The sequence below is a fragment of the Edaphosphingomonas haloaromaticamans genome, from assembly GCF_001853345.1.
Lineage (GTDB): Bacteria > Pseudomonadota > Alphaproteobacteria > Sphingomonadales > Sphingomonadaceae > Sphingomonas_E > Sphingomonas_E fennica.
Genome location: NZ_MIPT01000001.1, coordinates 1216666 through 1240903, shown reverse-complemented (window position 1 = coordinate 1240903; position 24238 = coordinate 1216666). Strand labels below are relative to the sequence as shown.

The 24238-nt window shown below is 68.1% G+C and carries 27 protein-coding genes; 14 read left to right on the top strand and 13 right to left on the bottom strand.

The window, feature by feature from the left end:
- Nucleotides 1-41: 41 nt before the first annotated feature.
- A complete protein-coding gene (gene rpsT / locus BHE75_RS05840) occupies nucleotides 42-305 on the bottom strand; it encodes a 30S ribosomal protein S20 (protein WP_015459753.1) in 264 nt (87 codons plus the stop codon).
- A 95-nt stretch (nucleotides 306-400) separates the two neighbouring features.
- Nucleotides 401-1213 carry a bifunctional DNA-formamidopyrimidine glycosylase/DNA-(apurinic or apyrimidinic site) lyase gene (gene mutM / locus BHE75_RS05835; RefSeq protein WP_070933052.1) on the bottom strand — a complete coding sequence of 271 codons (813 nt, stop codon included), beginning with the start codon at nucleotides 1211-1213 and terminating at the stop codon, nucleotides 401-403.
- A 58-nt stretch (nucleotides 1214-1271) separates the two neighbouring features.
- Between mutM and BHE75_RS05830 the strand changes: the two genes are divergently transcribed.
- The 8 genes from BHE75_RS05830 (at nucleotide 1272) to BHE75_RS05795 (ending at nucleotide 8317) form a co-directional block, all read left to right on the top strand.
- Entirely contained in the window at nucleotides 1272-2000 is a 729-nt protein-coding gene (locus BHE75_RS05830; protein ID WP_015459751.1) for a class I SAM-dependent methyltransferase, read from the top strand.
- Nucleotides 1997-3529, top strand: coding sequence for a 2-polyprenylphenol 6-hydroxylase (ubiB, locus tag BHE75_RS05825; protein ID WP_015459750.1), 1533 nt, complete (start codon nucleotides 1997-1999; stop codon nucleotides 3527-3529). Before BHE75_RS05830 ends, ubiB begins: the two co-directional genes overlap by 4 nt.
- A 179-nt stretch (nucleotides 3530-3708) precedes the next feature.
- Nucleotides 3709-4368: a PEPxxWA-CTERM sorting domain-containing protein gene (locus BHE75_RS05820; RefSeq protein ID WP_015459749.1), complete on the top strand. Its 660-nt coding sequence runs from the start codon at nucleotides 3709-3711 to the stop codon at nucleotides 4366-4368.
- Nucleotides 4369-4715: 347 nt separating this feature from the next.
- Entirely contained in the window at nucleotides 4716-5936 is a 1221-nt protein-coding gene (gene coaBC, locus BHE75_RS05815; protein ID WP_070933050.1) for a bifunctional phosphopantothenoylcysteine decarboxylase/phosphopantothenate--cysteine ligase CoaBC, read from the top strand.
- A 5-nt stretch (nucleotides 5937-5941) separates the two neighbouring features.
- Entirely contained in the window at nucleotides 5942-6643 is a 702-nt protein-coding gene (locus BHE75_RS05810; RefSeq protein WP_070933048.1) for a type 1 glutamine amidotransferase domain-containing protein, read from the top strand.
- A 34-nt stretch (nucleotides 6644-6677) separates the two neighbouring features.
- Entirely contained in the window at nucleotides 6678-7166 is a 489-nt protein-coding gene (gene dut, locus BHE75_RS05805) for a dUTP diphosphatase (RefSeq protein WP_015459746.1), read from the top strand.
- On the top strand, nucleotides 7163-7921 hold the full coding sequence (locus BHE75_RS05800) for a HesA/MoeB/ThiF family protein (protein WP_070933046.1): 759 nt from the start codon (nucleotides 7163-7165) through the stop codon (nucleotides 7919-7921). The genes dut and BHE75_RS05800 overlap by 4 nt, the downstream gene beginning before the upstream one ends.
- Nucleotides 7922-7930: 9 nt before the next feature.
- Nucleotides 7931-8317, top strand: a complete 387-nt coding sequence (locus tag BHE75_RS05795; RefSeq protein ID WP_070933044.1) for a DsrE family protein — start codon at nucleotides 7931-7933, stop codon at nucleotides 8315-8317.
- A gap of 184 nt (nucleotides 8318-8501) precedes the next feature.
- Here BHE75_RS05795 and BHE75_RS05790 read toward each other — a convergent pair whose 3' ends face one another.
- The 4 genes from BHE75_RS05790 to BHE75_RS05775 all read right to left on the bottom strand — a co-directional run bounded on the left by BHE75_RS05790 (nucleotide 8502) and on the right by BHE75_RS05775 (nucleotide 11029).
- Complete coding sequence (locus tag BHE75_RS05790) at nucleotides 8502-8930, bottom strand: ExbD/TolR family protein (protein ID WP_015459743.1); 429 nt, start codon at nucleotides 8928-8930, stop codon at nucleotides 8502-8504.
- Between the two features lie 15 nt (nucleotides 8931-8945).
- The gene (locus BHE75_RS05785; protein WP_015459742.1) at nucleotides 8946-9428 is read right to left on the bottom strand and encodes an ExbD/TolR family protein; all 483 of its coding nucleotides are present in this window, start codon (nucleotides 9426-9428) and stop codon (nucleotides 8946-8948) included.
- 104 nt (nucleotides 9429-9532) lie between these two features.
- Complete coding sequence (locus BHE75_RS05780) at nucleotides 9533-10291, bottom strand: MotA/TolQ/ExbB proton channel family protein (RefSeq protein ID WP_015459741.1); 759 nt, start codon at nucleotides 10289-10291, stop codon at nucleotides 9533-9535.
- Between the two features lie 78 nt (nucleotides 10292-10369).
- Nucleotides 10370-11029 carry an energy transducer TonB gene (locus tag BHE75_RS05775; RefSeq protein WP_041864952.1) on the bottom strand — a complete coding sequence of 220 codons (660 nt, stop codon included), beginning with the start codon at nucleotides 11027-11029 and terminating at the stop codon, nucleotides 10370-10372.
- 319 nt (nucleotides 11030-11348) lie between these two features.
- On the opposite strand from BHE75_RS05775, the gene BHE75_RS05770 reads away from it, so the two are divergent.
- Nucleotides 11349-12119 carry a hypothetical protein gene (locus tag BHE75_RS05770; RefSeq protein ID WP_070933042.1) on the top strand — a complete coding sequence of 257 codons (771 nt, stop codon included), beginning with the start codon at nucleotides 11349-11351 and terminating at the stop codon, nucleotides 12117-12119.
- A 73-nt stretch (nucleotides 12120-12192) separates the two neighbouring features.
- Here the strand turns inward: BHE75_RS05770 and BHE75_RS05765 are convergent, their stop codons facing one another.
- A complete protein-coding gene (locus BHE75_RS05765) occupies nucleotides 12193-12594 on the bottom strand; it encodes a dihydroneopterin aldolase (RefSeq protein ID WP_015459738.1) in 402 nt (133 codons plus the stop codon).
- Nucleotides 12595-12851: 257 nt separating this feature from the next.
- Here BHE75_RS05765 and BHE75_RS05760 point away from each other — a divergent pair, with 257 nt between their 5' ends.
- Genes BHE75_RS05760 through BHE75_RS05745 form a run of 4 tightly spaced genes read left to right on the top strand, consistent with a single transcriptional unit; the run spans nucleotide 12852 to nucleotide 15792 of the window.
- The gene (locus BHE75_RS05760; RefSeq protein WP_070933040.1) at nucleotides 12852-13379 is read left to right on the top strand and encodes a GNAT family N-acetyltransferase; all 528 of its coding nucleotides are present in this window, start codon (nucleotides 12852-12854) and stop codon (nucleotides 13377-13379) included.
- Nucleotides 13380-13406: 27 nt separating this feature from the next.
- Nucleotides 13407-13976 (top strand): DUF1285 domain-containing protein, encoded by a 570-nt coding sequence (locus BHE75_RS05755; RefSeq protein WP_070933037.1) that lies wholly within the window; start codon nucleotides 13407-13409, stop codon nucleotides 13974-13976.
- Nucleotides 13976-14578, top strand: a complete 603-nt coding sequence (locus BHE75_RS05750) for a CoA pyrophosphatase (RefSeq protein ID WP_015459735.1) — start codon at nucleotides 13976-13978, stop codon at nucleotides 14576-14578. The genes BHE75_RS05755 and BHE75_RS05750 overlap by 1 nt, the downstream gene beginning before the upstream one ends.
- Nucleotides 14575-15792, top strand: coding sequence for a CCA tRNA nucleotidyltransferase (locus BHE75_RS05745; RefSeq protein ID WP_070933035.1), 1218 nt, complete (start codon nucleotides 14575-14577; stop codon nucleotides 15790-15792). The genes BHE75_RS05750 and BHE75_RS05745 overlap by 4 nt, the downstream gene beginning before the upstream one ends.
- Here BHE75_RS05745 and BHE75_RS05740 read toward each other — a convergent pair.
- Entirely contained in the window at nucleotides 15768-17552 is a 1785-nt protein-coding gene (locus BHE75_RS05740) for a putative bifunctional diguanylate cyclase/phosphodiesterase (RefSeq protein ID WP_084652956.1), read from the bottom strand. The genes BHE75_RS05745 and BHE75_RS05740 overlap by 25 nt on opposite strands.
- Before the next feature lie 80 nt (nucleotides 17553-17632).
- Nucleotides 17633-19882: a DNA topoisomerase IV subunit A gene (gene parC, locus BHE75_RS05735; RefSeq protein ID WP_070933033.1), complete on the bottom strand. Its 2250-nt coding sequence runs from the start codon at nucleotides 19880-19882 to the stop codon at nucleotides 17633-17635.
- A 177-nt stretch (nucleotides 19883-20059) separates the two neighbouring features.
- Between parC and BHE75_RS24390 the strand changes: the two genes are divergently transcribed.
- On the top strand, nucleotides 20060-20233 hold the full coding sequence (locus tag BHE75_RS24390) for a hypothetical protein (RefSeq protein WP_191225150.1): 174 nt from the start codon (nucleotides 20060-20062) through the stop codon (nucleotides 20231-20233).
- Between the two features lie 22 nt (nucleotides 20234-20255).
- Here the strand turns inward: BHE75_RS24390 and aroC are convergent, their stop codons facing one another.
- From aroC to BHE75_RS05715, 4 genes are all read right to left on the bottom strand, one after another.
- Nucleotides 20256-21326, bottom strand: coding sequence for a chorismate synthase (gene aroC, locus BHE75_RS05730; protein ID WP_070933031.1), 1071 nt, complete (start codon nucleotides 21324-21326; stop codon nucleotides 20256-20258).
- Nucleotides 21327-21454: 128 nt separating this feature from the next.
- Nucleotides 21455-22258, bottom strand: coding sequence for an enoyl-ACP reductase FabI (fabI, locus tag BHE75_RS05725; protein ID WP_015459730.1), 804 nt, complete (start codon nucleotides 22256-22258; stop codon nucleotides 21455-21457).
- 10 nt (nucleotides 22259-22268) lie between these two features.
- Nucleotides 22269-23204, bottom strand: a complete 936-nt coding sequence (locus BHE75_RS05720; protein WP_015459729.1) for a YihY/virulence factor BrkB family protein — start codon at nucleotides 23202-23204, stop codon at nucleotides 22269-22271.
- A 35-nt stretch (nucleotides 23205-23239) separates the two neighbouring features.
- Entirely contained in the window at nucleotides 23240-24169 is a 930-nt protein-coding gene (locus BHE75_RS05715; protein WP_015459728.1) for a DnaJ C-terminal domain-containing protein, read from the bottom strand.
- Between the last annotated feature and the right edge of the window lie 69 nt (nucleotides 24170-24238).

Below are 24238 nucleotides of genomic sequence, written 5' to 3'. Positions count from 1 at the left end.
CATCATCCCCGGCGGGCCTTTAACGTGGCAGTAACGATCGGTCAGCCGAGCGCGGCGACCCGCTTCGTCAGGCGCGCGAACTTGCGCGACGCGGTATTCTTGTGGAGCACGCCCTTGGAGACGCCACGGGCCAGCTCCGGCTGGGCGGCGGCGAGCGCGGCGCTCGCGGCAGCCTTGTCGCCCGTCGAGAGCGCAAGCTCCACCTTCTTGATGAAGGTGCGGATGCGGCTCACGCGCGCGCCGTTGATCTCGGCCCGGCGTTCGTTCCGGCGGATGCGCTTCTTTGCCTGCGGCGTGTTCGCCATGTCGTCCTCAACAGATCAAAAAGGGATGCGGCGCAAGGAGCGATCCCGCGCCGGGAAGGCCGGCTTCATACACGTCTGGCGGCATTCGTCAACCTTCACGCCTGGCAGGCCGGGCAGAAGAAGGTGGATCGGCCGCCATCCACGCGCCGCGCGATGGTGGCGCCGCAGGTGCAGGCCTCGCCCTCGCGGCCATAGACGCGCCACTGGCTGGCAAAATAGCCCAGTTCGCCATTGGGCTGCACATAATCCTTGAGCGAGGAGCCTCCCGCCTCGATCGCCGCCGTCAGCACGGCGCGAATCGCCTCCACCAGCCACCCCAGCCTCGCCCGCGTGATTCGCCCCGCCGGCGTGGCGGGCGCGATCCCGGCGATGTGGAGCGCCTCGCACACATAGATGTTGCCCAGCCCCGCCACGATCCGCTGGTCCAGCAGCAGCGCCTTCACCGGCGCGATCCGCCCGTCGAAGGCGTCGCGCAGATGGGTGGCGGTCAGCCCCGGCCCCAGCGGCTCCGGCCCCAGCGCCAGGAAGGCGGGGAAATCGCCCACCGCCTCCGTCGCCACCAGATCGAGCGAACCGAAGCGGCGCGGATCGTTCAGCGTCAGCCTGCGCCCGGCTTCCGTCTCGATCACCAGATGATCGTGCTTGCCGATCGCATCCGGGTCGATCCGCCAGCTTCCCGACATGCCGAGGTGGAAGATCAGCGTGTCGCCGCGATCCGTCTCGATCAGCCCGTATTTCGCGCGCCGGCCCAGCCCGGTGACGGTGGCGCCGGTCAGCCGCTGGCGCAGGTCCGGCGGGATCGGGCGGCGCAGGTCGGGCCGGCGCGGCTCCACGGTCACCAGCCTGTGGCCCTCCAGCGGGCCACGAAGGCCGCGGACGGTGGTTTCGACTTCGGGAAGCTCGGGCATGATATTGTTGCGATATGGCCCGTGACCTCGCGGGGCAACCCTTGTAGAGGCCGGGTCCATGGAAACCGTATCCTTCGGCTATTCGGACGTCAGCCCCGAGGAGAAGACCGAGCGCGTCGGCGCCGTCTTCCGCAACGTCGCCTCGCGTTACGATCTGATGAACGACGCGATGTCGGGCGGCATGCATCGCCTGTGGAAGGACCGCTTCGTCCGCCGGGTGAAGCCGCGTGCGGGCGAGGCGATCCTCGACATGGCCGGCGGCACCGGCGACATCGCCTTCCGCCATGCCCGCTCCGGCGCGCAGGTCACGGTGGCCGATATCAACCCCGCCATGCTGGAAGTGGGGATGGAGCGCGCGAAGAAGCGCGGCATCCACGGCCTGATCTGGGCGGAACAGAATGCCGAGACGCTGAGCTTCGGCGATCGCGAGTTCGATGCCTATACCATCGCCTTCGGCATCCGGAACGTCACCGATATCCCGGCCGCGCTCCGCGAGGCGCATCGCGTGCTGAAGCGCGGCGGCCGCTTTTTCTGCCTCGAATTCTCGACCAACCAGTGGCCGGGCTTCGCCGAAGCCTATGATGCCTATTCGCATCGCCTGGTGCCGAAGCTGGGCAAGCTGCTGGCCAATGACGAGGACAGCTATCGCTACCTGATCGAATCGATCCGCCGCTTCCCGGACATGCCCAGCTTCGAGCGGATGATCGCCGAGGCGGGCTTCGTCCGCACGAATGTCGAGCCGATTCTCGGCGGCCTCGTCGCCATCCACAGCGGCTGGAAGATTTGACCCACTTCATTGTCCATACTGCCCGCCTGCTGAAGTGGGGCCGAACCCTTGCGCGTCACGGCGCCTTGCTGGGCATAGAGCGCGATCCGCTTACGCCGCCGCCAGCACGTCGGATCGCTCGCATCCTGCGCATCGGCGCGCGCCTGCCCAAGGTGCCCGCTTATGCCGATGCCTTCCAGGCGATCGGCCCGGCGGCGATCAAGCTGGGCCAGAGCCTCGCCACCCGCCCCGATCTGGTGGGGGAGGAAGCCGCCAACGATCTGCTGCGCCTGCAGGATGCGCTGCCGCCCTTGCCCTTCGATCAGATCCGCGATCAGATCGAACAATCCTTCCACGGCCCGATCGACCAGCTTTTCGCGTCGATCGATCCGGTGCCGGTGGGCGCCGCCTCGATCGCGCAGGTTCATCGCGCCGTCACCACCGAGGGGCGCGAAGTCGCCGTCAAGGTGCTCCGGCCCGGCGTGGAGCGCGAATTCGCCAAGGCCATCGATACCTATGAATGGGCCGCCGCCCAGGCCGAGGCGATGGGCGGCGAGCTGGCCCGGCTGCGTCCCCGCCTGGTCATCGCGACCTTCAAGCGCTGGACCGCGCGCGAGCTCGATCTCCGGCGCGAGGCGGCATCCGCCTCCGAGCTGGCCGAAGGCATGGAGGCGGAACCCGCCTTCGTCGTCCCCGCGATCGATTGGCAGCGCACGTCGGGCAAGGTCCTCACGCTCGAATGGGTCGACGGGCTCAAGCTTTCCGATCGCGATGCGCTGGTCGCCGCCGGCCATGATCCGGGCGTGATCGCCGGCAACCTCGTCCGCGCCTTCCTCCGCCAGGCGATCGCCGAGGGCTTCTTCCACGCCGATCTCCACCAGGGCAATCTGTTCGTGCTGCCGGACGGGCGGATCGCGGCGATCGATTTCGGCATCATGGGCCGGATCGACCGGCGCGCGCGGCTGTGGCTGGCGGAGATCATCTACGGCCTCATCACCGGAAATTACCGGCGCGTGGCGGAGATTCATTTCGAGGCGCAATATGTGCCCGCCCACCACAATGTCGCCGAATTCGCCACCGCGCTGCGCGCCGTGGGCGAGCCGATGCGCGGCCGGCCGGTGAAGGAGCTGTCCGTCGGCCAGATGCTGGACGGGCTGTTCGCCATCACCCGCGATTTCGACATGCAGACCCAGCCGCACCTGCTGCTGCTGCAAAAGACGATGGTGATGGTCGAAGGCGTCGCCACCGCGCTCGATCCCGATATCAACATGTGGGAAACGGCCGCTCCCTTCGTAAGGGAATGGCTGCGGTCCGAACTCGGCCCCGAGGCCGCGATCGCCGATCGAATCGGCGCGGACGTCCGCACCCTCGCCCGCATCCCGGATCTGATCCGCCGAATCGAGGCACGCTTCCCGGCGGAAGGCGGCGCCCCGCCCTTGCCCCCGCTGGCCGAGGTGGAGGTGGTCCGCATCAGCCCGCCCTGGCGCTACCTTTTTGTTATTGCAGCCGGATTTGCGGCGGGCTTTGCCGCTCACCTGCTGCTGGGCTGAAATCCGCGATACCCGGATGGGACAATCGGGCGCCCCTTATCTGCATTGACAAAAGGTTAACTTTTCGTTCATATTTTGCAGTGCAGCGGAGCAGCCGGAAAGTGCTGTTGCCGGGTCCGCAGCCGCATAACAGGTCGCATTGTTGTTCTGTCGTTTGGCTCAGACACAGGGGATTTACCATGCGTAAAGTCCTGACCGCCGCTACGTTGCTTACCGGTACCATCATCAGCAGCGCCGCCTTCGCTGCTGTCCCCGTCACCACCGATCTCGATACCTGGAAGTCGCTCGCCGGCCCCTGGCTGGAGGACACGGAATATGGCGCCACCGGCACCAGCCTTTCCTCCGTCACGCTGGATGGCGGCGTCACGCTCAACTTCAACCATGCCGTCTCGGTCGCCGCGATCGGCAATGGCTGGGCCACCTGGTCCGGCGGCTATACCGGCGATGTCCTGCGTAATCTGGGCACCAGCTCGGTCACGGCCACGCTGGCCGATGCGGTCGACGGCTTCGGCTTCTTCCTGGAACCGAACGTCTTTTCCAACTTCCTCTTCACCATCACCACCAGCGACGGCACGGTCGTGAACCAGCTCATCCAGGGCAATTCCGGCGCCAAATTCTTCGGCTGGAACGGCCCCGGTATCACCAACTTCACCATCTCCGTCGCATCCGGCGCGGGCGGCTTCGCCTTCGGCGATTTCTTCCTCTACCGCCGCGATATCACCAACGTCCCGATCGTGCCCGAACCGGCCAGCTGGGCACTCATGATCGCCGGCTTCGGCCTGATGGGCGCCGCCCTTCGCCGTGCCCGTGCGGAGCGCGTAACCTACGCGCTGGGCTGAACGGGGGAGCCTGAAGTCCGGCCGGTCTTGCTGCATCGCGGCATATCCGCCGGTCAGGCTCCCCATTCGCCTCCTTGCGGCTCTCACGGCCGCAAGCCCGGTGCTGTTCGGCACCGCCTTTGACACAGTCTCTTGATACAGCCCCTGTCCTACGCGCGGCCGGCACGGCATAATCCACTGATGCCAGGCCCTTCCTCCCCCGCCCATCCAGCGATCCGCGCAACCGTCCGCCCTCGCCGGCCGGGCGGCTCCCGTCTCTCGACTTCGCGTCCGATCGGCTTCATGGATGCAGCGATGGCAATCCTCAACTTCCTCAACTTCGCTCCCGCAGCCGGGGATTTTCGCGCGTGACGGGGCATCGGATTCTCCTCATCGTCGGCGGGGGGATCGCGGCCTACAAGGCGTGCGAGCTGATCCGGCTGATTCGCAAGGCGGGCATGTCGGTGCGCTGCGTGCTCACGGCGGCGGGCGAGCAGTTCGTGACGCCGATGACGCTGGCGGCGCTTTCCGAACAGCCCGTGCATACCAGCCTGTGGGATCTGAAGGACGAGGCCGAGATGGGCCATATCCAGCTCAGCCGCGAGGCCGATCTGGTGGTGGTCGCCCCGGCCACGGCCAATCTGCTCGCCCGGATGAATGCCGGCATCGCCGACGATCTCGCCACCACCCTGCTGCTCGCCACCGACAAGCCCGTGCTGGCCGCCCCGGCGATGAACGTCCGCATGTGGCAGCACGCCGCCACGCGCCGCAACGTCGCCCAGCTCCGCGCCGATGGCGTGACGGTGATAGAACCGGACGAGGGCGCCATGGCCTGCGGGGAATATGGCCCCGGCCGCCTGCCCGATCCCGAAGCCATTCTCGCCGCGATCACCGCCCAGCTCGCGCCGGTGAAGCGCCTGCCGGCGAACGCGCGCCCGCTCGCCGGCCGGCACGTCATCGTCACCGCCGGCCCGACGCATGAGCCGATCGATCCGGTGCGCTACATCGCCAATCGCTCCTCCGGCCGGCAGGGTTTCGCCATTGCCGGCGCGCTGGCCGCGCTCGGCGCGCGCATCACGCTGGTGGCCGGGCCTGTCGTCCTGCCAACGCCCGCCGGCGTCGATCGGGTGGACGTGGAGACCGCGCGCGAGATGGCGGCCGCCGTCGATGCCGCGCTTCCCGCCGATGCGGCGGTGATGGTCGCCGCCGTGGCCGACTGGCACGTCGCCGCCGCCGATCAGAAGATCAAGAAGCAGCCCGGCGGCGCCCCGCCCGCGCTCGCGCTCGCCGAAAATCCCGATATCCTCGCCACGCTCGCCGCCAGCCCGCGCCGGCCGGCGCTGGTGGTGGGCTTCGCGGCCGAGACGGAGCAGGTGCTCGCCCACGCCACCGCCAAGCGCGCCCGCAAGGGGGCGGACTGGATCGTCGCCAACGACGTTTCCGGCGGGAAAGGCGAAAGCGTGATGGGCGGCGCGCGCAACAGCGTCCACATCGTCACCGCCGACGGCGTGGAAAGCTGGCCCGATCTTCCCAAGGAAGCGGTGGCGACCCGTCTGGCCGATCGGATCGCCGCGGCCCTCACCGCCTGAATCCCATGCGCATCCTGTTCGTGCTGACCTCGCATGCCGGCGATCGCCCGACCGGCCTGTGGATCGAGGAATTCACCGCCCCCTATTTCCTGTTCCGCGATGCCGGGGCGGCGATCACGCTCGCCTCGCCGCTGGGCGGCCCCGTGCCCACCGATCCCACCGGCGATGCCGTGGAGCCCGTGCCGCCCTCGGTCGCGCGCTTCCGCGCCGATGCCGCCGCGCAATCCGCCCTGGCCGCAACCCGGCCCCTCGCCGCGATCGCCCCCCATGGCTTCCCCCAGGGCTTCGACGCGATCTTCTATCCCGGCGGGCTCGGCCCGATGTGGGATCTCGCCCCCGATCCCCATTCCCGCGCCCTGATCGAAACCGCCTTCACGGCCGCCACGCCCATCGCCTTCGTCTGCCACGGCCAGGCCGCTCTCGCCGCCTGCCGGGCTCCCGATGGCCGTCCGCTCGTCGCCGGCCGCCGCCTCACCGCCTTCAGCCACGCGGAGGACGAGGCGGCCGGCCTCGTCACCCTCGCCCCCTTCGTGCTGGAGGATCGACTGCGCGCGCTGGGCGCGGATTTCCGCCACGGCCCGCCGGACGCGCCCTTCGTCGTCCGCGACGGGCATCTCCTCACCGGCCAGAACCCCGCATCGTCGCTGCCGCTGGCCGAAGCGCTGCTGGCTCTTCTCACGCTTGAACCGAGGTCGCCCGCGCCCTAACCCGGCAACCTCACCGCTCAGGAAAGCCCGCTCCATGTCCTTCGATCCGCGCCCCACCATCGAACTCAAGATCGTGGACCCGCGCCTCGCCGAATGGGGGCTGCCGCAATATCAGACGGATCTTTCCGCCGGCATCGATCTCCACGCCTGCATCGACGCGCCGATCGCGGTGGAGGCGCAGGCCCCCGCCATCCTCATCCCCTCGGGCATCGCGGTGCTGATGAACGATCCCAACATGGTCGCCTTCCTGCTCGCCCGTTCGGGGCTGGGCCACAAGAAGGGGCTGGTGCTGGGCCAGGCGGTCGGAACCATCGACGCCGATTATGCCAACCAGATCTTCATCAGCACCTGGAACCGCAATCCGCCCGGCAGCGATCCCATCCTGATCGAGCCGGGCGATCGCATTGCCCAGCTCGTCTTCCTCCCGATCCTGCGCCCGCAATTCGCCGTGGTCGATGAATTCAGCGCCACCACCGGCCGGGGCCTGGGCGGCTTCGGCTCCACCGGGGTCGCGCGCGGATGACGCTGAGCGACGCCCAGCTCGATCGCTATGCCCGCCATATCGTGCTGCACGAGATCGGCGGCGCGGGCCAGCTCAGGCTGCTTTCCGCCCGGGTCGCGGTGATCGGCGCGGGCGGCATCGGTTCCCCCGCTCTCCAATATCTCGCTGCGGCCGGCATCGGCCACATCACCCTGTTCGACGATGATGTCGTCGCCCTCTCGAACCTCCAGCGGCAGACCTTGTTCGGCACGGCGGATGAGGGACGCCGCAAGGTGGATGTCGCCGCCGAACGGGTGGCCGCGCTCAACCCCGACGTGCAGCTCGAAACCCATGCCGAACGGGTGACGGCGGAAAATGCGGCGCAGTTCCTCGCCGGGCACGATGTCGTCCTCGACGGGTGCGACAATTTCCGAACGCGGCTGGCGGTGGCCGATGCCGCGCTTGCCCTGCGCATCCCGCTGATATCCGCCGCTGTCGGCCAGTTCGAAGGCCAGCTCGCCACCTATCGCGGGTGGGAGGCGGACAAGCCCTGCTATCGCTGCTTCGTCGGCAACGATCCCGATCGCCCCGATGTAAGCTGCGCCGATCAGGGCGTGCTCGGCGCGCTCACCGGCGTCCTCGGCAGCCTCGCCGCGATGGAGGCGATTCGCACCCTCACCGGCTTCGGCGAGGACGCCGCCGGCCGCCTGCTGCTGATCGACGCCCTCGCCTTCCGCTTCCGCACGCTGTCCCTGCCCAAGGATCCCGCCTGCGGCTGCCGCCACGCCGCCGGATAACCGCCGGCCATGACATCGCCGCCCGCCGCCGCGCCGACCGGCCTCACCATCGTCGTCGCCACCGCGGACGGCGAACGCTTCCGCACCGCGCTGATGATGGCGCTGGCCCAGACCGCCCTCGGCGGCACCGCCCGGCTGTTCCTGCAGGAAGGCGCCGTGGCCCTGCTTCTGCCCGATGAGGTTGCGGAGGACGCCGCCCGCTATGCGGCCGCCGGGCTCCCCACCCGCGCCGCCATATTCGCCGATGCCTTGGATGCCGGCGTCGCGATCACCGCCTGCCAGAGCGGCCTCGCCCTGATCGGCGCCACCGCCGGCCGGTTCGATCCCCGCATAGAATGGGGCGGCATGATCGGGCTGCTGCAGTCTCTCGGCCAGGATCGGCTCGTCGTCATCTGATCCGGCAGGCCGCTGGGTCTGATCCGGCGGACTGCTCCTAAAGCCGGCGGACTGCTCCGAAAGTAAGCCGGCGGAGCAACCTGCTCCGCCCCCAATCATCCCGGCGCAGGAAAACCCCACATGCAAAAAGGGGCGATCCCGCAGGACCGCCCCTCTTTCACATTCGACGCCTTGGCGCGGCTGCTTACCAGCTGCCGTAAGCCTCGTTGCCGACGAAGCCCATCTTCTCGACCTGGGCCCGCTTGGTGACGGCGAGAACCTCGTCCACCACTTCGTAGCGCGCCTGGGGGTCCGGCTGCAGGTGCAGCTCAGGAACCGGGTTCATCGTCTGCGTCTGGTCCAGATACTGGCGCAGCACGGTGAGGCTCACCGGGCTGCCGTTCCAGAACACCTGGCCGGCGGGATCGATGGTCACCTTGTTCTTGACCGGATCGATCGGCGGCGGGGTCTTCTGGCTGGGATCATCAACCGGCAGATCCAGCTTCACGGCGTGGGTCTGGATCGGAATGGTGATGATGAACATGATGAGGAGCACCAGCATGACGTCGATCAACGGCGTCGTGTTGATGTCCATCATCGGCTCACCATCGGTGGTGCTTGCTGCCATTGCCATGATGGATACTCCTGATCAGAGACGCGGGCTGGTGGTGCCGGCCGGCGGCTGGGAGATGAACCCGACCCGCGCGAAGCCTGCCCGCTGCATGGTGAAGATGGCGCCGCCGATGCAACGGTAAGGCGTCTTCACGTCACCACGAATATGCGCTTCCGGCAGTTCGATGCCAGGCGCGGTCGGGCCGCCCTGCTTGTCGATCTCGGCCTTCAGCTTGACGACCGCCCTGTCGAGCAGTTCCTGCGGCGTCACCAGGGTCTGGCCCCAATAGACTTCGCACTTGCCATCGACCGAGCGCACCGAAAGCGAGACGTTCTCGGGCTTCGTCGTCGTCGGCTCGAACACGACCTTCGGCAGTTCGACTGGCACCGTCTGGACAACGACGGGAACGGTAATGAGGAAGATGATAAGCAGCACCAGCATGACGTCCACGAGTGGCGTCGTGTTGATGTCGGACATCGGCGCGTCGCTGCCCTCCGCGGGGCCGGCACTCATGGCCATAAGGTGTGATCCTGTCCTACTTCAAATTTCGCCGGCGCGTGGCCGACGGAACGACCCGGCATTCCGGCGCGGCCCCGATATCGGAGGCCGCGCCGGGCCGATTATCAAGCCTTGGTGGCGGTCGCGGCCGGCTTGGCGGCGGCCGGAGCAGCCGGCTTGGCCGAGAGGAGCGCCGGCTTCACGGCACCGTTCGAAACCATGTAGCCATGGACGTCGGTGGAGAAGGCGGCGATCTGTTCGGCGACAACCTTGTTGCGGCGGATCAGCCAGTTGTAGCCGAGCACGGCCGGAACGGCCACGGCGAGGCCGAGCGCGGTCATGATCAGAGCTTCACCGACCGGGCCGGCGACGGCGTCGATCGAGGCCTGGCCAGCCGCGCCGATCTTGATGAGCGCGCGGTAGATGCCGATCACGGTGCCGAACAGACCGATGAACGGCGCGGTCGAACCGACGGTGGCGAGCACGGCGAGGCCGTTGCCGAGCTTCGAGTTGATCGCCTGCTGGCTGCGGCCGAGCGAGCCGAGCAGCCAGTCATGCTGGTCGATCGGGTCGATCAGCTTGGTGTGCTCGTCCTGCGCGCGGAGGCCGTCGTCGACGATCTGGCGATAGGCCGAGTTCTTCTCGAGCTTGGCGGCGCCGTCCTTCAGGCTCGGCGAACCCCAGAAGGAGGTGCGCACGCGCTTGGCCTGGTTCAGGATCTTCTGCTGCTCGAGCAGCTTGGTGAACATGATGTACCAGGAGGCAGCCGACATCACCACCAGGATGATGAAGACGGCCCAGGCGATCGTTCCGCCCTGCTCCAGGGCGGCCATCAGGCCGTAGGGGTTTTCGCCGCCATGGGGCGCTGCAGCGGGGGTAGCCATTTCGGTGTTCTTCCTCTTCGTCGAATTTGGTTGGATCGGCTGGCCGGATCGCTTCAGCCGATCCGGCTCTCGCCACTATCAATCTTTGGGCATCTGCCAGCGAACGCGGCGGGTATAGCCGCTCGAAGCGATGGGATTGCCTGCCGCATCCTGCGCGGGCTTGTAACGGCCACGGCGCGTGATGTTCTTGCAGGCCGCATCATCGAGATCGGGCGATCCGCTCGACGAAGTCACGCGGCAGTTCACCACGCGTCCCTGCTCGTCGACGTCCCACGCGACACCGGTGGTGCCTTCGCGTTCCTCACGGAGCGCACGCGACGGATAGTCGTCGGTGGTGACCCAAAGGCTCGAATTGCCACGCTCGGTCGCCTTGGCAGCCTGCGAAGGCGGCGGTGGCGGCGGCGGTGCCGGCGGCGCGGTGGGCGTGATGACCACGGGCGGCGCTTCCCGAACCGTCGTCACCGGCGGCGGCGTGGGATTGGGCACGCTCACAATCGGGGGCGGGGCAAGAACGGGCGGCGGTTCCACCGGTTGATCCGGCGGCGGCGGCGGCGGCACTTCCTCCGGGGGTGGTGGCTCCTCTTCGACGTCGAAGGTCTTCAGATCCTGGGCGACCTTCTTGACGACGTTGTATGCCAGGCCAGTCACGAACGCATAGCCGATCACTGCGTGAAGCAGCGCGACAATGGCGATCGCCACGACCCGGCGGGAGCTCATCGATTGATCAGCGTAAGCCATTAAGGAACGACACTCCCTCCAATCCACAAGCTTCACGGGCTACGGGCTGCCCGTGGGGCGGGCCCGACATAATCCAGCGGGTACCGTCTTCGTTCAGTAATTATTGACGGGATGTGTGTCCTTATCGCGACACTTTCGGCGACGCAATTCCTTTGTCCAACGCTTGAACGTCCCGCATGCCCCGTGCGAAACCCGCCGGAGAGGCCGTTTCCGAATGGCTGCGGAGATTTGACACTAAGGAGTGGACATGCGGCGGAGCACCTTGGCCCTGGCTTTTCTGGCGGCGCTTTCCGCGAATCCGGCGGTAGCGCAACCAGATATGCGAATCGTCGGAAATCCGGCCTTCACCTATGCGGATCTGGTCGGATTGGCGGAATCATCGGACGCTGTCGCCGACGTCGAGGTGACGGCGGCGACCAAGCTAAAAGGCCCGGCCGCGGCAAATGTTCCGGCCGGGCACCAGCGCTTCTATCTTGAAGGGAATCTGAACGCGCTTCTCGGCGGGAAGAAGGGATTGCCGGGCCAGATCTCCTGGCTGGCGGACGTGCCGCTCGACGCCGCGAATCGGGCGCCCAAGCTCAAGAAGGCCCGGCTGCTGCTGTTCGTGGATGCCGTGGCGGGCCGGCCGGGCGAGGTAAGGCTGGCCGCGCCTTTCGGCCAGATCGCCTGGTCGCAGGAGGAGGATGCGCGCGTGCGCGGCGTGCTGCGGGACCTGAACGCCACGGACGCGCCGCCGCACATCACCCGCGTCGGCAACGCCTTCCACGTGCCGGGCTCGCTGCCGGGCGAGAGCGAGACGCAGATATTCCTGGGGACGGACGACGGGCGGCCGGTCTCCCTCAGCGTTCTGCGCCGGCCGGGCGAGGCGCCGCGCTGGGCGGTGGCGCTGGGCGAAATGGTGGACGACAGCGCCGCCCCGCCCGCTCCCGACAGCCTCCTCTGGTATCGGCTGGCCTGCACGCTGCCGCCCGAACTGCCGGAAAATTCCACCGCCGATCTTGGCGCCCGGCAGGCGGATGCGGCGCGGGCCGATTATCGCGTGGTGATCGAGGGGCTCCAACCCTGCGAGCGGAATTTTCCCGCTCGCTGAACCACTTATATTGCGCTCACCGCAATGATACCGCGCGGCCAACGCACTGGCAGGCAACCCGAAAGGCCACTGCCTAAAAAGAGGACAATTCCACGCCGACGGCCGCGCAATCGGCATAGATATCGGGCTTGCGCGTGGAAACCCGAAGGCCCGTGACCCCGGCGCGCGCCGCGATCAGATCGTAGATGGCGCGCGCCAGCGTCTCCTGCAGGTTGAACCGCCGGCTGTTCGCCAGCCGGCCGATCTCGGTGCGCAGGAAATCGTAATTCCACGCGGCGGACACATTGTCCTCGGCCGCGAAGCTCGCCTCGTCGATCCACACTTCCACCGTCACCAGCAGGCGCTGCGGATTGCCGACCTCGAAATCGTGGAAGCCGATGTCGACCGGCAGGTCGAAATCCTCAAGGAAGATGCGCCGTTTCTTCGGCGCGAGGGATGCCGGAACGAGTCCGTCGAGGATCGGTGCGGTGGTCATGTGGGAAATCTCGCTTGGTTCGGGGACGCGGTAGCCGCTGCCTGAAAATCGGGCAAGTCGGGCACGGGCAAGGCGGGGCTTGCCAGTCCCGTCACCCTCACAGGCTTATCCACAACCCTTTCCACGAACGCTGTGGAAAAGGCGTCCGGCGCGAATCGCCTCCATCCTCCCCAAGTCGATTCGCGCTTTCCTTTCGCGGCGGAACCACTAAGGGCGCGCGCAATCGAAACCTGAAGCATGGAAAGCTCCCCCCAGGATTGATCACGCTCGCTCCGATCGCCGCCGCCGCGCCCGCCGCCATCGAACAATTGCTGGATGCCGCCTTCGGCACCGATCGGCATGGCCGCACCGCCTATCGGCTGCGAAGCGGGACGGAGCAGATTCCGGCCCTGTCGCTGGCGGCTTTCGAATCGGGCGAGCTGGTCGGCACGATCCAGTGCTGGCCGGTCGAGCTGGCGGCGGAGGATGGCCGCATCGTGCCGATGGTGCTGGTGGGGCCTGTCGCCGTGCGGCCCGATCGGCAGAAGGACGGTATCGGCCGCATGCTGATGGAAGCGATGCTCGCGGCCGCCGATGCCGGCCATGCCGATGCGCTCGTCCTGATCGGCGACCCCGAATATTATGAGCGCTTCTTCGGCTTTTCCGCCGACCGGACCGGCGGCTGGGACGTGCCCGGCCCGGTGGAGCGCCACCGCCTGCTCGCGCGGCTGCGCGGCCCCGCCCCTCTTCCCGAGCGCGGAACGCTCCGGCCGCGGCAGGAGGCGGCGGCGGCGGCTTTGCGCTGAAGGCGAGGATGGCCTAATCGGGTCGCCATGCCCGAAACGAGCCCCCCGCCCGAGGACCTGACCGGCCTTTCGCTCGCCGAGATCGCCCGCCTCGCGGCCGAGCGGAAGCTGCCGCCGGTCGAGAAATGGAATCCGGCGCATTGCGGGCACAGCGACATGCGCATCGCCCGCGACGGCACCTGGTTCCACCAGGGATCGCCGATCGGGCGGGAGGCGATGGTGCGCCTGTTCGCCAGCATCCTCCGGCGCGAGCCCGATGGCCGGCACGTCCTCGTCACCCCGGTCGAGAAGCTCGACATCGATGTCGAGGATGCGGCCTTCCTCGCCGTGGAGCTGAAGACCGAGGGCACCGGGCGCGATCGCAGCCTCGCCTTCCGCCTCAACACCGGCGACATCGTCGTCGCCGGCGAAGGCCATCCGCTGCGCTTCGAGGACAAGGGCGATGGGCCCCACCCCTATCTCGCCGTGCGCGGCGGGCTGGAGGCGCTGGTGGCGCGCCCGGTCTATTATGAGCTCGCCGCCATCGCGATCGAGGAGGCGGGCGAGCCGCTCGGCCTCTGGAGCAATGGCCGCTTCTTCCCGCTGGAGTCCGAATGATGACCTTGAGCGAACGGCTCCGCGCCGCATTGCGGGACGGGCAGGCCCTGGCGCCGGTGCTGCTTGAGCATGACGACGGCGATTTCGCCCTGCGGGCGGGCGAGCCGATCGTGCCCGCCGCCGTGCTGGTGCCCTTCGTCGATCGGCCCGAGCCGACGATATTGATGATCCTGCGCCCCGAAACGATGCGCCGCCATGCAGGCCAGATCGCCTTTCCCGGCGGCCGGGTCGATCCGGGGGACGACGGCGTCGTCGGCGCGGCGCTGCGCGAGGCGGAGGAGGAGATCGGCATGCCCCGCGCGCGGGTGGACGTGGTGGGCACGGCCGATCGCTATCGCACCATCACCGGCTATGAAGTGACGCCGGTGATCGGCGTCGTGCCGCCCGATCTGCCGCTCGTCCCCCAGCCCGCCGAGGTCGCCGACATCTTCGAGGTGCCGCTGGCCTATCTGCTCGAGCCGTCCAACCATATCGAGCAGGCCGTGGAGTGGCAGGGGCGCGAGCGCCGCTATTTCGAGATCACCTGGCAGGACCGCCGCATCTGGGGCGCCACCGCCGCGATGCTCGTCAATCTCGGCCGCCGGCTCGCTTATCCGCTATGACGACGCTGCTGCCGGATGCGGCCTGGCGCCACGGCGCCGGCCTCGTCGATCTGCTTGCCGCGCTGGGCGCGGACGAAGGCGCCATCCGCTATGTCGGCGGCGCAGTGCGCGATACGCTGCTGGGGCTTGCCGTATCCGACGTCGATTGCGCGACGCGGCTGCTGCCGGACGAGGTGATCGCCCGCGTCCGCAAGGCGGGCTTCAAGGCCGTGCCCACCGGCATCGCCCACGGCACTGTCACCGCCGTCCTGCCGGGGTCCACGATCGAGGTGACGACGCTCCGGCGCGACGTTTCCACCGACGGCCGCCGCGCCACCGTCGCCTTCACCGATGATTGGCGCGAGGATGCCGCCCGCCGCGATTTCACGATCAACGCGCTGTTCGCCGATCCGTCATCCGGCGAGGTGATCGATTATTTCGGCGGCGTCGGGGATCTGGCCGAAGGCCATGTGCGCTTCATCGGCGATCCCCTGGTGCGAATCGCCGAGGATCATCTGCGCATCCTGCGTTTCTTCCGCTTCCATGCCCGCTTCGGGCGCGGCGCCCCGGACGGCCCCGGTCTCGCCGCCTGCGCGGATCGCGCGAACGACCTGATGGCGCTTTCGCGCGAGCGCATCGCCGACGAGCTTCTGAAGCTGCTCGCGCTTCCCGATCCCGCGCCCACGGTGGCGCTGATGCACGCCCATGGCATCTTCCGGCCGGTGCTGCCCGAAATCGGGGAGGAAGGCGTCGCCCGGCTTACGCGGCTGATCGACAGGGAAACGCGATCGGGGGCCCGGCCCGATCCCGTGCGCCGCCTGGCCGCGCTGCTGCCGCGCGATCCGGCCCTCGCCGCGCAGGTGGCATCGCGGCTGCGCCTGTCCAACGCGATGCGCGCGCGGATCGAGCTGCTCGCCGCCCCGCCCGCCCCGGAAACGGCGCCGATCCCGCTCGCCTATCGCCATCCCGACGCGGCGGTCGATCTGCTGCTGCTTTCGGACATGAGCGATGCCGAGCTGGCGGCCGCGCTCGCCGCGCTCGACGGCTGGCATCGGCCGACATTCCCGCTCAGGGGCGGCGATCTCGTCAAGCTCGGCCTGCGCCCCGGCCCGCAGGTGGCGGCGGCATTGCAGGCGATCGAGCGCGATTGGATGGCGGCGGGTTTTCCCGATGGCGAGTGGGCCGCCCGCGCGGCGCAGGCCGCGGTCGATCAGGCGTTGCGCGAACGCCAGTAAGCCAGCGCCTCATCGGCGGCGAGCGGGCGGGCGAAATAGAAGCCCTGGCCGCAGCTGCATCCCAGCGCCGCCAGCGTCTGCGCCAGCTCGAACGTCTCCACCCCCTCGGCGGTGGTATCCATGCCCAGCGCATCGGCCAGGCCCAGCACCGCACGCACGATCGCCACCGAATCGCGGTCGCCAAGCATCCCCGTCACGAAGCTGCGGTCGATCTTCAATATGTCGATCGGCAGGCGCTGGAGATAAGCGAGCGAGGAATAGCCGGTGCCGAAATCGTCCATGGCGATCTTGGCATCCAGTTCCTTCAAACCCTGCAAGGTGCGCGTCGCCCGTTCCGGGTCCTGCACGATCGAGCTTTCGGTCAGCTCCAGCGTCAGCCGCTCGCCGGTGATCCCGGCGCGGCGGAGCGCCCCTTCCACCGCGCTCGAAACATCGTCGCGGGCAAGCTGGATGGCGGATACGTTGACGCCGATATGGATCGGCACGGCCTCGCCCTGCGTGGCATCCCATTGCGCGAGCGTGCTCAAGGCCGTTTCGAACGCCCAGCGCCCCAGCGGCACGATCAGCCCCGATTCTTCCGCGACCGGGATGAACTCGGTCGGCGATATCAGCCCCAGCGCCTCATGCTCCCAGCGGGCCAGCGCCTCGAAACCGGCGACGCGATTGGTCTGCAGGTTGATCAGCGGCTGGAAGGCCAGGGTCAGCGAATCGCTGTCGATCGCGCGGCGCAGCTCGGTCTCCAGGCTGAAGCGGTGCCGCGCCTTGCTCACCTCGCCAGGCTGATACACCTCCACCCGGCCCGATGCCTTGGCCCGTTTCAGCGCGAACTGGGCGTTGCGCACCAGATCCTCCGCGCCCGCCGCCCGGTCGCTCACCAGCGCGCAGCCGATCGCGCAGTCGATCCGTATCTCCAGGTCCGAAATGCGGAACGGCGCGGTCATCGTCGCCTGGATGCGCCGCGCGGCGTGCAGGGCATCCCCCGGCCCGTCCGTCAGCGTCAGCAGGATGGCGAATTCGTCGCCGCCGATCCGCGCCAGCATGTCGCCCGCCCGCAACGATGCGACCATCCGCCGCGCGACGGTGATGATCAGCTCGTCCCCGGCGATCGATCCCATGCTCTCGTTGATGCGGCTGAACCGGGTGAGATCGACGATCAGCACGGCGTGGCCCACCGGATCGTCGCAGGCCAGCACCGCGTCCAGCGCCTCGCCGAACGCGACCCGGTTGGGCAGCCCGGTCAGGCTGTCATGGGTCATCTCGGCGCGCAGGCTGCGTTCGTTCTCCACCTCGGCGGTGCGATCGATCAGCGAAAGCACGCAGCGCCGCGTGCCGTCGTCATAAGCGGAAAGCCGGCCCAGCCGGACGACGAAATGGCGCCCGCCCACGCCGTCGCCATCCTGCCAGCCGAATTCGTGGCCACGCTTGTCGCCGGCCAGGAAGGTCTGGAGCGCACGCTTCAGCGGCTCGCGCTCGATCAGGGGGGCGGCCGCGCCGGGGCGGATCGGGATGATGCCGGAAAGCGAATCCAGCATCTCGAACCGCTCGTTGGCGAGCAGCTCGATCGCGCCGTCGGGCTTCTGGGTGACGATCGCCGCCGCGATCGGCAGGGCGTTCAGATAATCGACCCGCGCGCGCCGGATCAGCTCGATCGCGGCCCGCTCGCCGACTGGGTCTACGCCTGACATGTCACGCAACAGGGCAAGCTCCATCGCTCCGTCCGTGAAGACGGCCAATTCGCTGCGAGACGGCTCGACCTGCATATTCTCCCGCGATAGAGCGAGACGGTTAATTTCTGCTTTAGGCCGCAACGCTTCCTATCGCGCGATTTCCGTGACTTGTATCAACTTCCGAAGCGATTGTCGCGCGGGAAGCCGATCGGCGGCATCCGCCCGCCCGCGCCCCGCGCGGTGCGCCAGGGGGTCATGTCGCTTTCCGTCCGCGTCCGCCCGGTCTCGCCGCCCATGGCCCAGCTCAGGCCCTCCTCGAAGCGGAAGGCCAGCGCGTCGGAAAGGCCACCGTCGCGATAACGCTGCAATTGCACGCCCGCCCCGCGCGCCATTTCCGGCATCTCGCGGATGGGGAACACCACCAGCTTCCGGTTCTCGCCGATCACGGCCATATAGTCCGCGTCCGCCGGCACCGCGCGGACGACGCGCAGCTTCGCGCCGGGGCGCAGGTTCATCACCTGCTTGCCCTTGCGGGTCTCGGCCACGATGTCCGCCGTGATGCCCAGGAAGCCGCGCCCGTCGGACGACGCCAGCAGCAGGCGCGCGCCCGCGCTCGCCGGCAGCAGCGCCACGGGCGGCGCCTCGCTCTCCAGGTCCACCATCAGCCGCACCGGCTCGCCGAAGCCGCGCCCGCCGGGCAGCTTGTCGGCGGCCAGCGTGTAGAAACGGCCGGTCTCGGTCGCCAGCAGCAGCTTGTCCGTCGTCTGGGCGTGGAAGGCGAAGAGCGGGCCGTCCCCTTCCTTGAATTTCAGCGCGTCGGCCGATCCCAGGTCGCTATGCCCCTTCATCGCGCGGATCCAGCCGCGCTGGGAAAGGATCACGGTGATCGGCTCGCGCTCGATCATCGCCTCAAGCGGAATCTCGCGCGCGGGCGCCGCTTCCTCGATCAGCGTGCGGCGGCGGCCGATATCGGTTTCCGGGCCGTAGCGCTCGCGCAGCTTCGCCAGGTCCTTCTTCATCCGCGTGCGCTGGCGCGCCGGGCTGTCGATCAGCGCGGCCAAGCCCTTGCGCTCCTCGTCCAGCGCGTCGCGCTCGCGCTTCAGCTCCATCTCCTCCAGCTTGCGCAGAGACCTGAGCCGCATGTTGAGGATCGCCTCGGCCTGCCGGTCCGAAAGCTCGAACTCCGCCATCAGCACGGGCTTCGGCTCGTCCTCCTCGCGGATGATCTGGATCACGCGATCGAGGTTCAGATAGGTGATCAGATAACCGTCGAGCAGCTCGATCCGGTCGTCGATCTTGGCCAGCCGATGCCGTGATCGGCGGACGAGCACCTCGAACTGATGCTCCAGCCAGGCGGCCAGCACCTGCTTCAGGCTCATCACCCGCGGCGTGCGCTGGGCATCGAGGACGTTGAGGTTCAGCGACACCCGCGATTCGAGCGCGGTCAGCCGGAACAGGCTGTCCATCAGCACCTGCGGATCGACGGTGCGGGCGCGCGGCTCCAGCACGATGCGCACGACCTCGTCCGATTCGTCGCGGACGTCGGCCAGGATCGGCAGCTTCTTGTCGTTGATGAGGGCCGCGATCTCTTCGATCAGCTTGGCCTTGGGCGTCTGGTAGGGGATTTCGTGGATCACCGCCGTCCAGGTGCCGCGCCCCTGATCCTCGATCGACCAGCGCGCCCGCACGCGGAAGCTGCCCCGCCCGGTCAGATAGGCCTCGGCGATCGTCGCCGGCCCGTCCACGATCACGCCGCCGGTCGGGAAATCCGGCCCCTTCACGAACTGCATCAGCTCGCTGTCCGGCGCGTCGGGCTGGTCGATCAGCAGGGTCGCGGCGTCGATCAGCTCGGCCACGTTATGCGAAGGGATCGATGTCGCCATGCCCACCGCGATGCCGCTCGCGCCATTGGCCAGCAGGTTGGGGAACAGGCCGGGGAAGACCTCCGGCTCCTCCTCCTCGCCATTATAGGTGGCGCGGAAATCGACGGTGCCTTCGTCCAGCCCGGCCATCAGGTCGATGGCGGGCGGCGCCAGCCGGGCCTCGGTATAGCGGTAGGCGGCGGCGTTATCGCCGTCGATATTGCCGAAATTGCCCTGCCCATCGACCAGCGGGTAACGCAGCGAGAAATCCTGCGCCAGCCGCACCATCGCGTCATAGACGGACTGGTCGCCATGCGGATGATATTTGCCGATCGTGTCGCCGACGACGCGGGCGCATTTCTTGTAGGCGGCCTGCGGATCGAGCCTGAGCAGCCGCATCGCCCACAGCAGCCGGCGATGGACCGGCTTCAGCCCGTCGCGGACGTCGGGAAGCGAACGGGCCGTGATCGTGGACAGCGCATAGACGAGATATCGGTCGGAAAGGGCGCTGTCGAACGGGGCTTCGATGATCTGGTCGAGCGGCTCGGCGGATGCGGTCATGGCGCAGGGATAGCAGCGCCGATCCGCTCATGCGAGGGCGCATTTCACCCCGGCGCGATCCGGCCGGGCATGGCCCATGGATAAGCTGTCCTTATGGAAACCGCCGCTGTTCTGATTGGTCTTTCCTCAAGCGAAACCCCATCTTCAGGATGCCTTCGACCAGCAAAGGATCATAAGATGTCCGGTGACTGCACCCAGCCGCTCCGCTCGCGCGCCCACGCCGGCCTCACCGCGCGGCTTGCCGCCATTCTCGATCAGGCGGCCTCCCCCTTCGAGCCGCTCCAGCGCGCCCGGTTCGACGCGCCGTGGCTGAAGGAGGGCGGCGCACCGTGCTGCGATCGCCGCCCCTGATCGATCGGAAACGCCCGCCCCGTCAGCCGCACTGGGCGCGGTGGAGCAGCTTCTGGTCGGCCAGCACGAGCGCCACCATCGCTTCCACCACCGGCGCCGCGCGGATACCGACGCAGGGGTCGTGGCGGCCCTTGGTGCGGATGTCCGCCGCCTGCCCGTCCCGCCCGATCGTCTCCACCGGCGTCAGGATCGAGGATGTGGGCTTCAGCGCCACGCGCAGCACCAGCGGCTGGCCGGTGGAAATGCCGCCCGCCACGCCGCCGGCATGGTTGGCGAGGAAAATGGGCTTGCCGTCCGGGCCGGGGCGCATCGGATCGGCATTGGTCTCCCCGGTCAGCCGCGCGGCATCGAAGCCGTCGCCGATCTCCACGCCCTTCACGGCATTGATCGACATGCAGGCCGCCGCCAGCTCGCTATCCAGCTTGGCGTAGAGCGGCGCGCCCCAGCCCGCCGGCAATCCATCCGCCACGCATTCGACGATCGCACCCACGGACGATCCCGCCTTGCGCGCGCCGTCGACGATCTCCTCCCAGCGCGCCGCCGCGGCGGTATCGGGGCAGAAGAAGGGATTGCGATCGATCTCGGCATCGTCGAACGCCGCGCGATCGATGGCGTCGCCGCCCAGCTCGACCAGATAGGCGCGGATGCGGACCTCGGGGATCACTGCCCGCGCCACCGCGCCCGCCGCCACCCGCGCGGCGGTTTCCCGCGCGGAGGAACGGCCGCCGCCGCGATAGTCGCGGAAGCCGTATTTGGCATCATAGGCATAATCGGCATGGCCCGGCCGATAGGCGAGCGCGACCTCGGAATAATCCTTCGACCGCTGGTCCACATTCTCGATCATCAGGCTGATCGGCGTGCCGGTGGTGCGGCCTTCGAACACGCCGGACAGGATGCGGACCCGATCGGGCTCCTGCCGCTGCGTGGTGAAGCGCGAGGTGCCCGGCCGGCGTTTGTCGAGCCAGGGCTGGATATCGGCTTCGTCGAGCGACAGCCCCGGCGGGCAGCCGTCCACCACCGCGCCCAGCGCCGGCCCGTGGGATTCCCCCCAGGTGGTGAAACGGAAAACGCGGCCGAAGCTGTTGAACGACATCTGCAAAAGCCCTCTCCCCTCCGGGGGGAGGGTTGGGAGAGGGGAAGTCCGCCCGCTGTTGGAACGGAAGATGGGCCACCCCGCCGGCCCCCTCCCCGGCCCCCTCCCCGAAGGGAGAGGGCTGCACTTCACGAAAGCGCGATGTCCGGCGCGTCCTCGGCCTTCATGCCGATCACGTTGTAACCGGCATCGACATGGTGGATTTCGCCGGTCACGCCGCTCGCGAGGTCGGACAGCATGTAGAGGCCGGCGCCGCCCACATCCTCGATCGTCACGTTGCGGCGCAGCGGCGAATTCAGCTCGTTCCACTTCAGGATGTAGCGGAAATCGCCGATGCCGGAGGCCGCCAGCGTCTTGATCGGCCCGGCGGAGATGGCGTTGACGCGGATATTCTCCGGCCCCAGATCCATCGCCAGATATTTCACCGACGTTTCCAGCGCCGCCTTGGCCACGCCCATGACGTTATAATGGGGAACCACCTTCTCGGCGCCGTAATAGCTGAGCGTCAGGATCGATCCGCCGTTCGGCATCATCGGCCGCGCCCGCTTGGTGACGGCGACGAGGCTGAAGGCCGATATGTTCATCGTCAGCAGGAAATTATCGAGGCTGGTGTCGACATATTTGCCGCGCAGCTCGTTCTTGTCCGAAAAGCCGATGGCATGGACGACGAAATCGATCGTCGGCCAGCGCGCCGCCAGCGTTTCGAATGCGGTGTCGAGCGCGGCCATGTCGCCCACATCGCAATCGATCAGGAAATCCGATCCCAATTCTTCCGCCAGCGGGCGCACGCGGCGCTCCAGCGCCTCGCCCTGATAGCTGAAGGCCAGCTCGGCGCCCTGCGCGCGCAGCGCCTTGGCGATGCCCCAGGCGAGCGACCGATCGTTGGCGAGGCCCATGATGAGCCCCCTCTTTCCTTCCATCAGGCCTGTCATTCTAACTCCATCAGCCTTGTGACGCAGGCCCCTTTACCGCCGGTTCGGGCGTTTCCGCCAGTGCTGCGTTGATGTTCGCGCCGATTACCAGCCCGAATCCCACCAGCCAGAAGAACAAGAGGGTGATGATCGTGCCCGCCAGGCCGCCATAAGTCAGGTCATATCCGCCCAGCAGGCCCAGCACGCGGGGCAGCGCCATCGTCACCCCGATCCACCAGAGCGTGACGAACAGCGCGCCCGGCCATTTCGGGCAGGGCGCGAAGCGATATTTGGACGGGGTGAGCGAATAGATCAGCCAGTAGAGCGCCAGCGCCATCAGCACGAGCGGGGCGATGCGCGAGATGCCGATCCACAGCATCGCCTTGTCCGCGAAGGGCAGCAGCCGGCCGACGAACTCCTCGGCCGCCGTCAGCAGCACCTGCATGGAAAAGGCGACCAGCGTGGCAATCACTGAAACGATGATGATCCCGATCGATCCCAGCCGGTAATGCCAGAAGGCCTTGGAATAAGGCGTGCCATAGGCCCGGCGCAGGATATCGCGAATCGTCTCGATGAAGCTGCCCACCGTCCACAGGCCGACGATCGCGCCCAGCCAGAGGAGCGATCCGGTGCCGCGCGCCACCAGCACGTCGGTGATCGGCTTGCGCAGCAGATTTTCCACCGTGGGCGGCAGCGTGCTCAGGAAGGTGGCGACGGCCGCCTGCACGTCGGGCTCGCGCCCCAGCATCTGGGCCAGCGCGGCGAGGATGATGAAGAAGGGGAACAGCGCCAACAGCGACAGATAGGCCAGGTTGCCGGCGTGGATGAACCCGTCCGAATAGACGCCCACGATCACCCGGCGAGCGATCTCGAAAGGGCGGGTGCCGGGTCGGACGCGATCGAGCTGCCTTTCCCATGCCGGCCGCAGCGCGCGGGCTTCCGGCGACTCTGGAGAGGCATCCTGCAAGTTTCCGCCCTTTCGCTATTCGGCTTTATCGGGGGTCAAACCCCCAAGGCCAGTCGCGGGTTGCGTCCCTTCCCCTTCCAACCCTCGATAAAGGCTTCCAGATCCGGATCGCCCAGCGGCAGATCGACCAGCAGGGTGACGAGCTGGTTGCCGCGCGATCCATCCTTGCGGGTGAAGCCCTTGCCGCCCAGCCGCAGCACCTTGCCCGATGTCGATCCCTTGGGGATGTTCATCATCACCGGCCCGTCGACGGTGGGCACGCGCACCTTGCCGCCCAGCACCGCCTCGTCGATGGTGATCGGCAGGTCCAGCCGCACGTCGTCGCCCTCGCGGGTGAAGAAGCGGTGGGGCTTGATCTCCACGGTCACGATCGCGTCGCCCGCGCCGCCGGGGCCGGCCTCGCCCTTGCCGGCCAGCCGCATCTGCGTGCCGTTCTCCACGCCCGCCGGCAGCTTGACGTCGATCGTCTTGCCGTCCGCCAGCGTCACCCGCTGGGGCTTCAGCGCGGCCGCGTCCTCGAACGGCACGGCCAGGCGATAGGCGATGTTGGCGCCCTTGGCCGGCTGGCGCCGCGCGCCGCCGAAACCGCCGAAACCGCCGCCGCCCCTGCCCCGCTGGCCGCCGAACAGGCCTTCGAAGATATCGCCGAAATCCGCGCCCTCGCCGGCAAAGCCGCCAAAGCCGCCGCCATGGCCGCCGCCCGTGCCGGCGCCGCCGAAACCGCCGCCGTAGAAGCCGCGCGGATTGCCCTGCTCGTCTATCTCGCCGCGATCATATTGGGCGCGCTTGTCCTTGTCGGAAAGCAGGTCGTAGGCGGCCGTCACCTCCGCGAACCTGTCGGCCGCGTCGGGCTTGTCCTTGTTGCGGTCGGGATGCAGTTCCTTGGCCAGCTTGCGATAGGCCTTCTTGATCTCGGCCTCGCTTGCACCACGGGCCACGCCCAGCTTCGAATATAGGTCCGCCATGTCCACTCGTTACGCCGGCCGCGCGCCGGCACCAACTGTTGCTGAAATGCAACATAGGAGATGTGCGCT

Excerpts from the sequence above, each read along its gene's own strand:
- BHE75_RS05715 (WP_015459728.1), bottom strand. The coding sequence starts at position 24,169 with ATGGCGGACCTATATTCGAAGCTGGGCGTGGCCCGTGGTGCAAGCGAG.
- BHE75_RS05830 (WP_015459751.1), top strand. The coding sequence starts at position 1,272 with ATGGAAACCGTATCCTTCGGCTATTCGGACGTCAGCCCCGAGGAGAAG.
- BHE75_RS24390 (WP_191225150.1), top strand. The coding sequence starts at position 20,060 with ATGTCCGGTGACTGCACCCAGCCGCTCCGCTCGCGCGCCCACGCCGGC.
- BHE75_RS05785 (WP_015459742.1), bottom strand. The coding sequence starts at position 9,428 with ATGGCCATGAGTGCCGGCCCCGCGGAGGGCAGCGACGCGCCGATGTCC.
- parC (WP_070933033.1), bottom strand. The coding sequence starts at position 19,882 with ATGACCGCATCCGCCGAGCCGCTCGACCAGATCATCGAAGCCCCGTTC.
- rpsT (WP_015459753.1), bottom strand. The coding sequence starts at position 305 with ATGGCGAACACGCCGCAGGCAAAGAAGCGCATCCGCCGGAACGAACGC.
- BHE75_RS05800 (WP_070933046.1), top strand. The coding sequence starts at position 7,163 with ATGACGCTGAGCGACGCCCAGCTCGATCGCTATGCCCGCCATATCGTG.
- BHE75_RS05745 (WP_070933035.1), top strand. The coding sequence starts at position 14,575 with ATGACGACGCTGCTGCCGGATGCGGCCTGGCGCCACGGCGCCGGCCTC.
- BHE75_RS05755 (WP_070933037.1), top strand. The coding sequence starts at position 13,407 with ATGCCCGAAACGAGCCCCCCGCCCGAGGACCTGACCGGCCTTTCGCTC.
- BHE75_RS05820 (WP_015459749.1), top strand. The coding sequence starts at position 3,709 with ATGCGTAAAGTCCTGACCGCCGCTACGTTGCTTACCGGTACCATCATC.
- BHE75_RS05780 (WP_015459741.1), bottom strand. The coding sequence starts at position 10,291 with ATGGCTACCCCCGCTGCAGCGCCCCATGGCGGCGAAAACCCCTACGGC.
- BHE75_RS05770 (WP_070933042.1), top strand. The coding sequence starts at position 11,349 with ATGCGAATCGTCGGAAATCCGGCCTTCACCTATGCGGATCTGGTCGGA.
- fabI (WP_015459730.1), bottom strand. The coding sequence starts at position 22,258 with ATGACAGGCCTGATGGAAGGAAAGAGGGGGCTCATCATGGGCCTCGCC.
- aroC (WP_070933031.1), bottom strand. The coding sequence starts at position 21,326 with ATGTCGTTCAACAGCTTCGGCCGCGTTTTCCGTTTCACCACCTGGGGG.
- mutM (WP_070933052.1), bottom strand. The coding sequence starts at position 1,213 with ATGCCCGAGCTTCCCGAAGTCGAAACCACCGTCCGCGGCCTTCGTGGC.
- BHE75_RS05775 (WP_041864952.1), bottom strand. The coding sequence starts at position 11,029 with ATGGCTTACGCTGATCAATCGATGAGCTCCCGCCGGGTCGTGGCGATC.
- BHE75_RS05740 (WP_084652956.1), bottom strand. The coding sequence starts at position 17,552 with ATGCAGGTCGAGCCGTCTCGCAGCGAATTGGCCGTCTTCACGGACGGA.
- BHE75_RS05750 (WP_015459735.1), top strand. The coding sequence starts at position 13,976 with ATGACCTTGAGCGAACGGCTCCGCGCCGCATTGCGGGACGGGCAGGCC.
- BHE75_RS05790 (WP_015459743.1), bottom strand. The coding sequence starts at position 8,930 with ATGGCAATGGCAGCAAGCACCACCGATGGTGAGCCGATGATGGACATC.
- BHE75_RS05765 (WP_015459738.1), bottom strand. The coding sequence starts at position 12,594 with ATGACCACCGCACCGATCCTCGACGGACTCGTTCCGGCATCCCTCGCG.
- BHE75_RS05795 (WP_070933044.1), top strand. The coding sequence starts at position 7,931 with ATGACATCGCCGCCCGCCGCCGCGCCGACCGGCCTCACCATCGTCGTC.
- dut (WP_015459746.1), top strand. The coding sequence starts at position 6,678 with ATGTCCTTCGATCCGCGCCCCACCATCGAACTCAAGATCGTGGACCCG.
- BHE75_RS05810 (WP_070933048.1), top strand. The coding sequence starts at position 5,942 with ATGCGCATCCTGTTCGTGCTGACCTCGCATGCCGGCGATCGCCCGACC.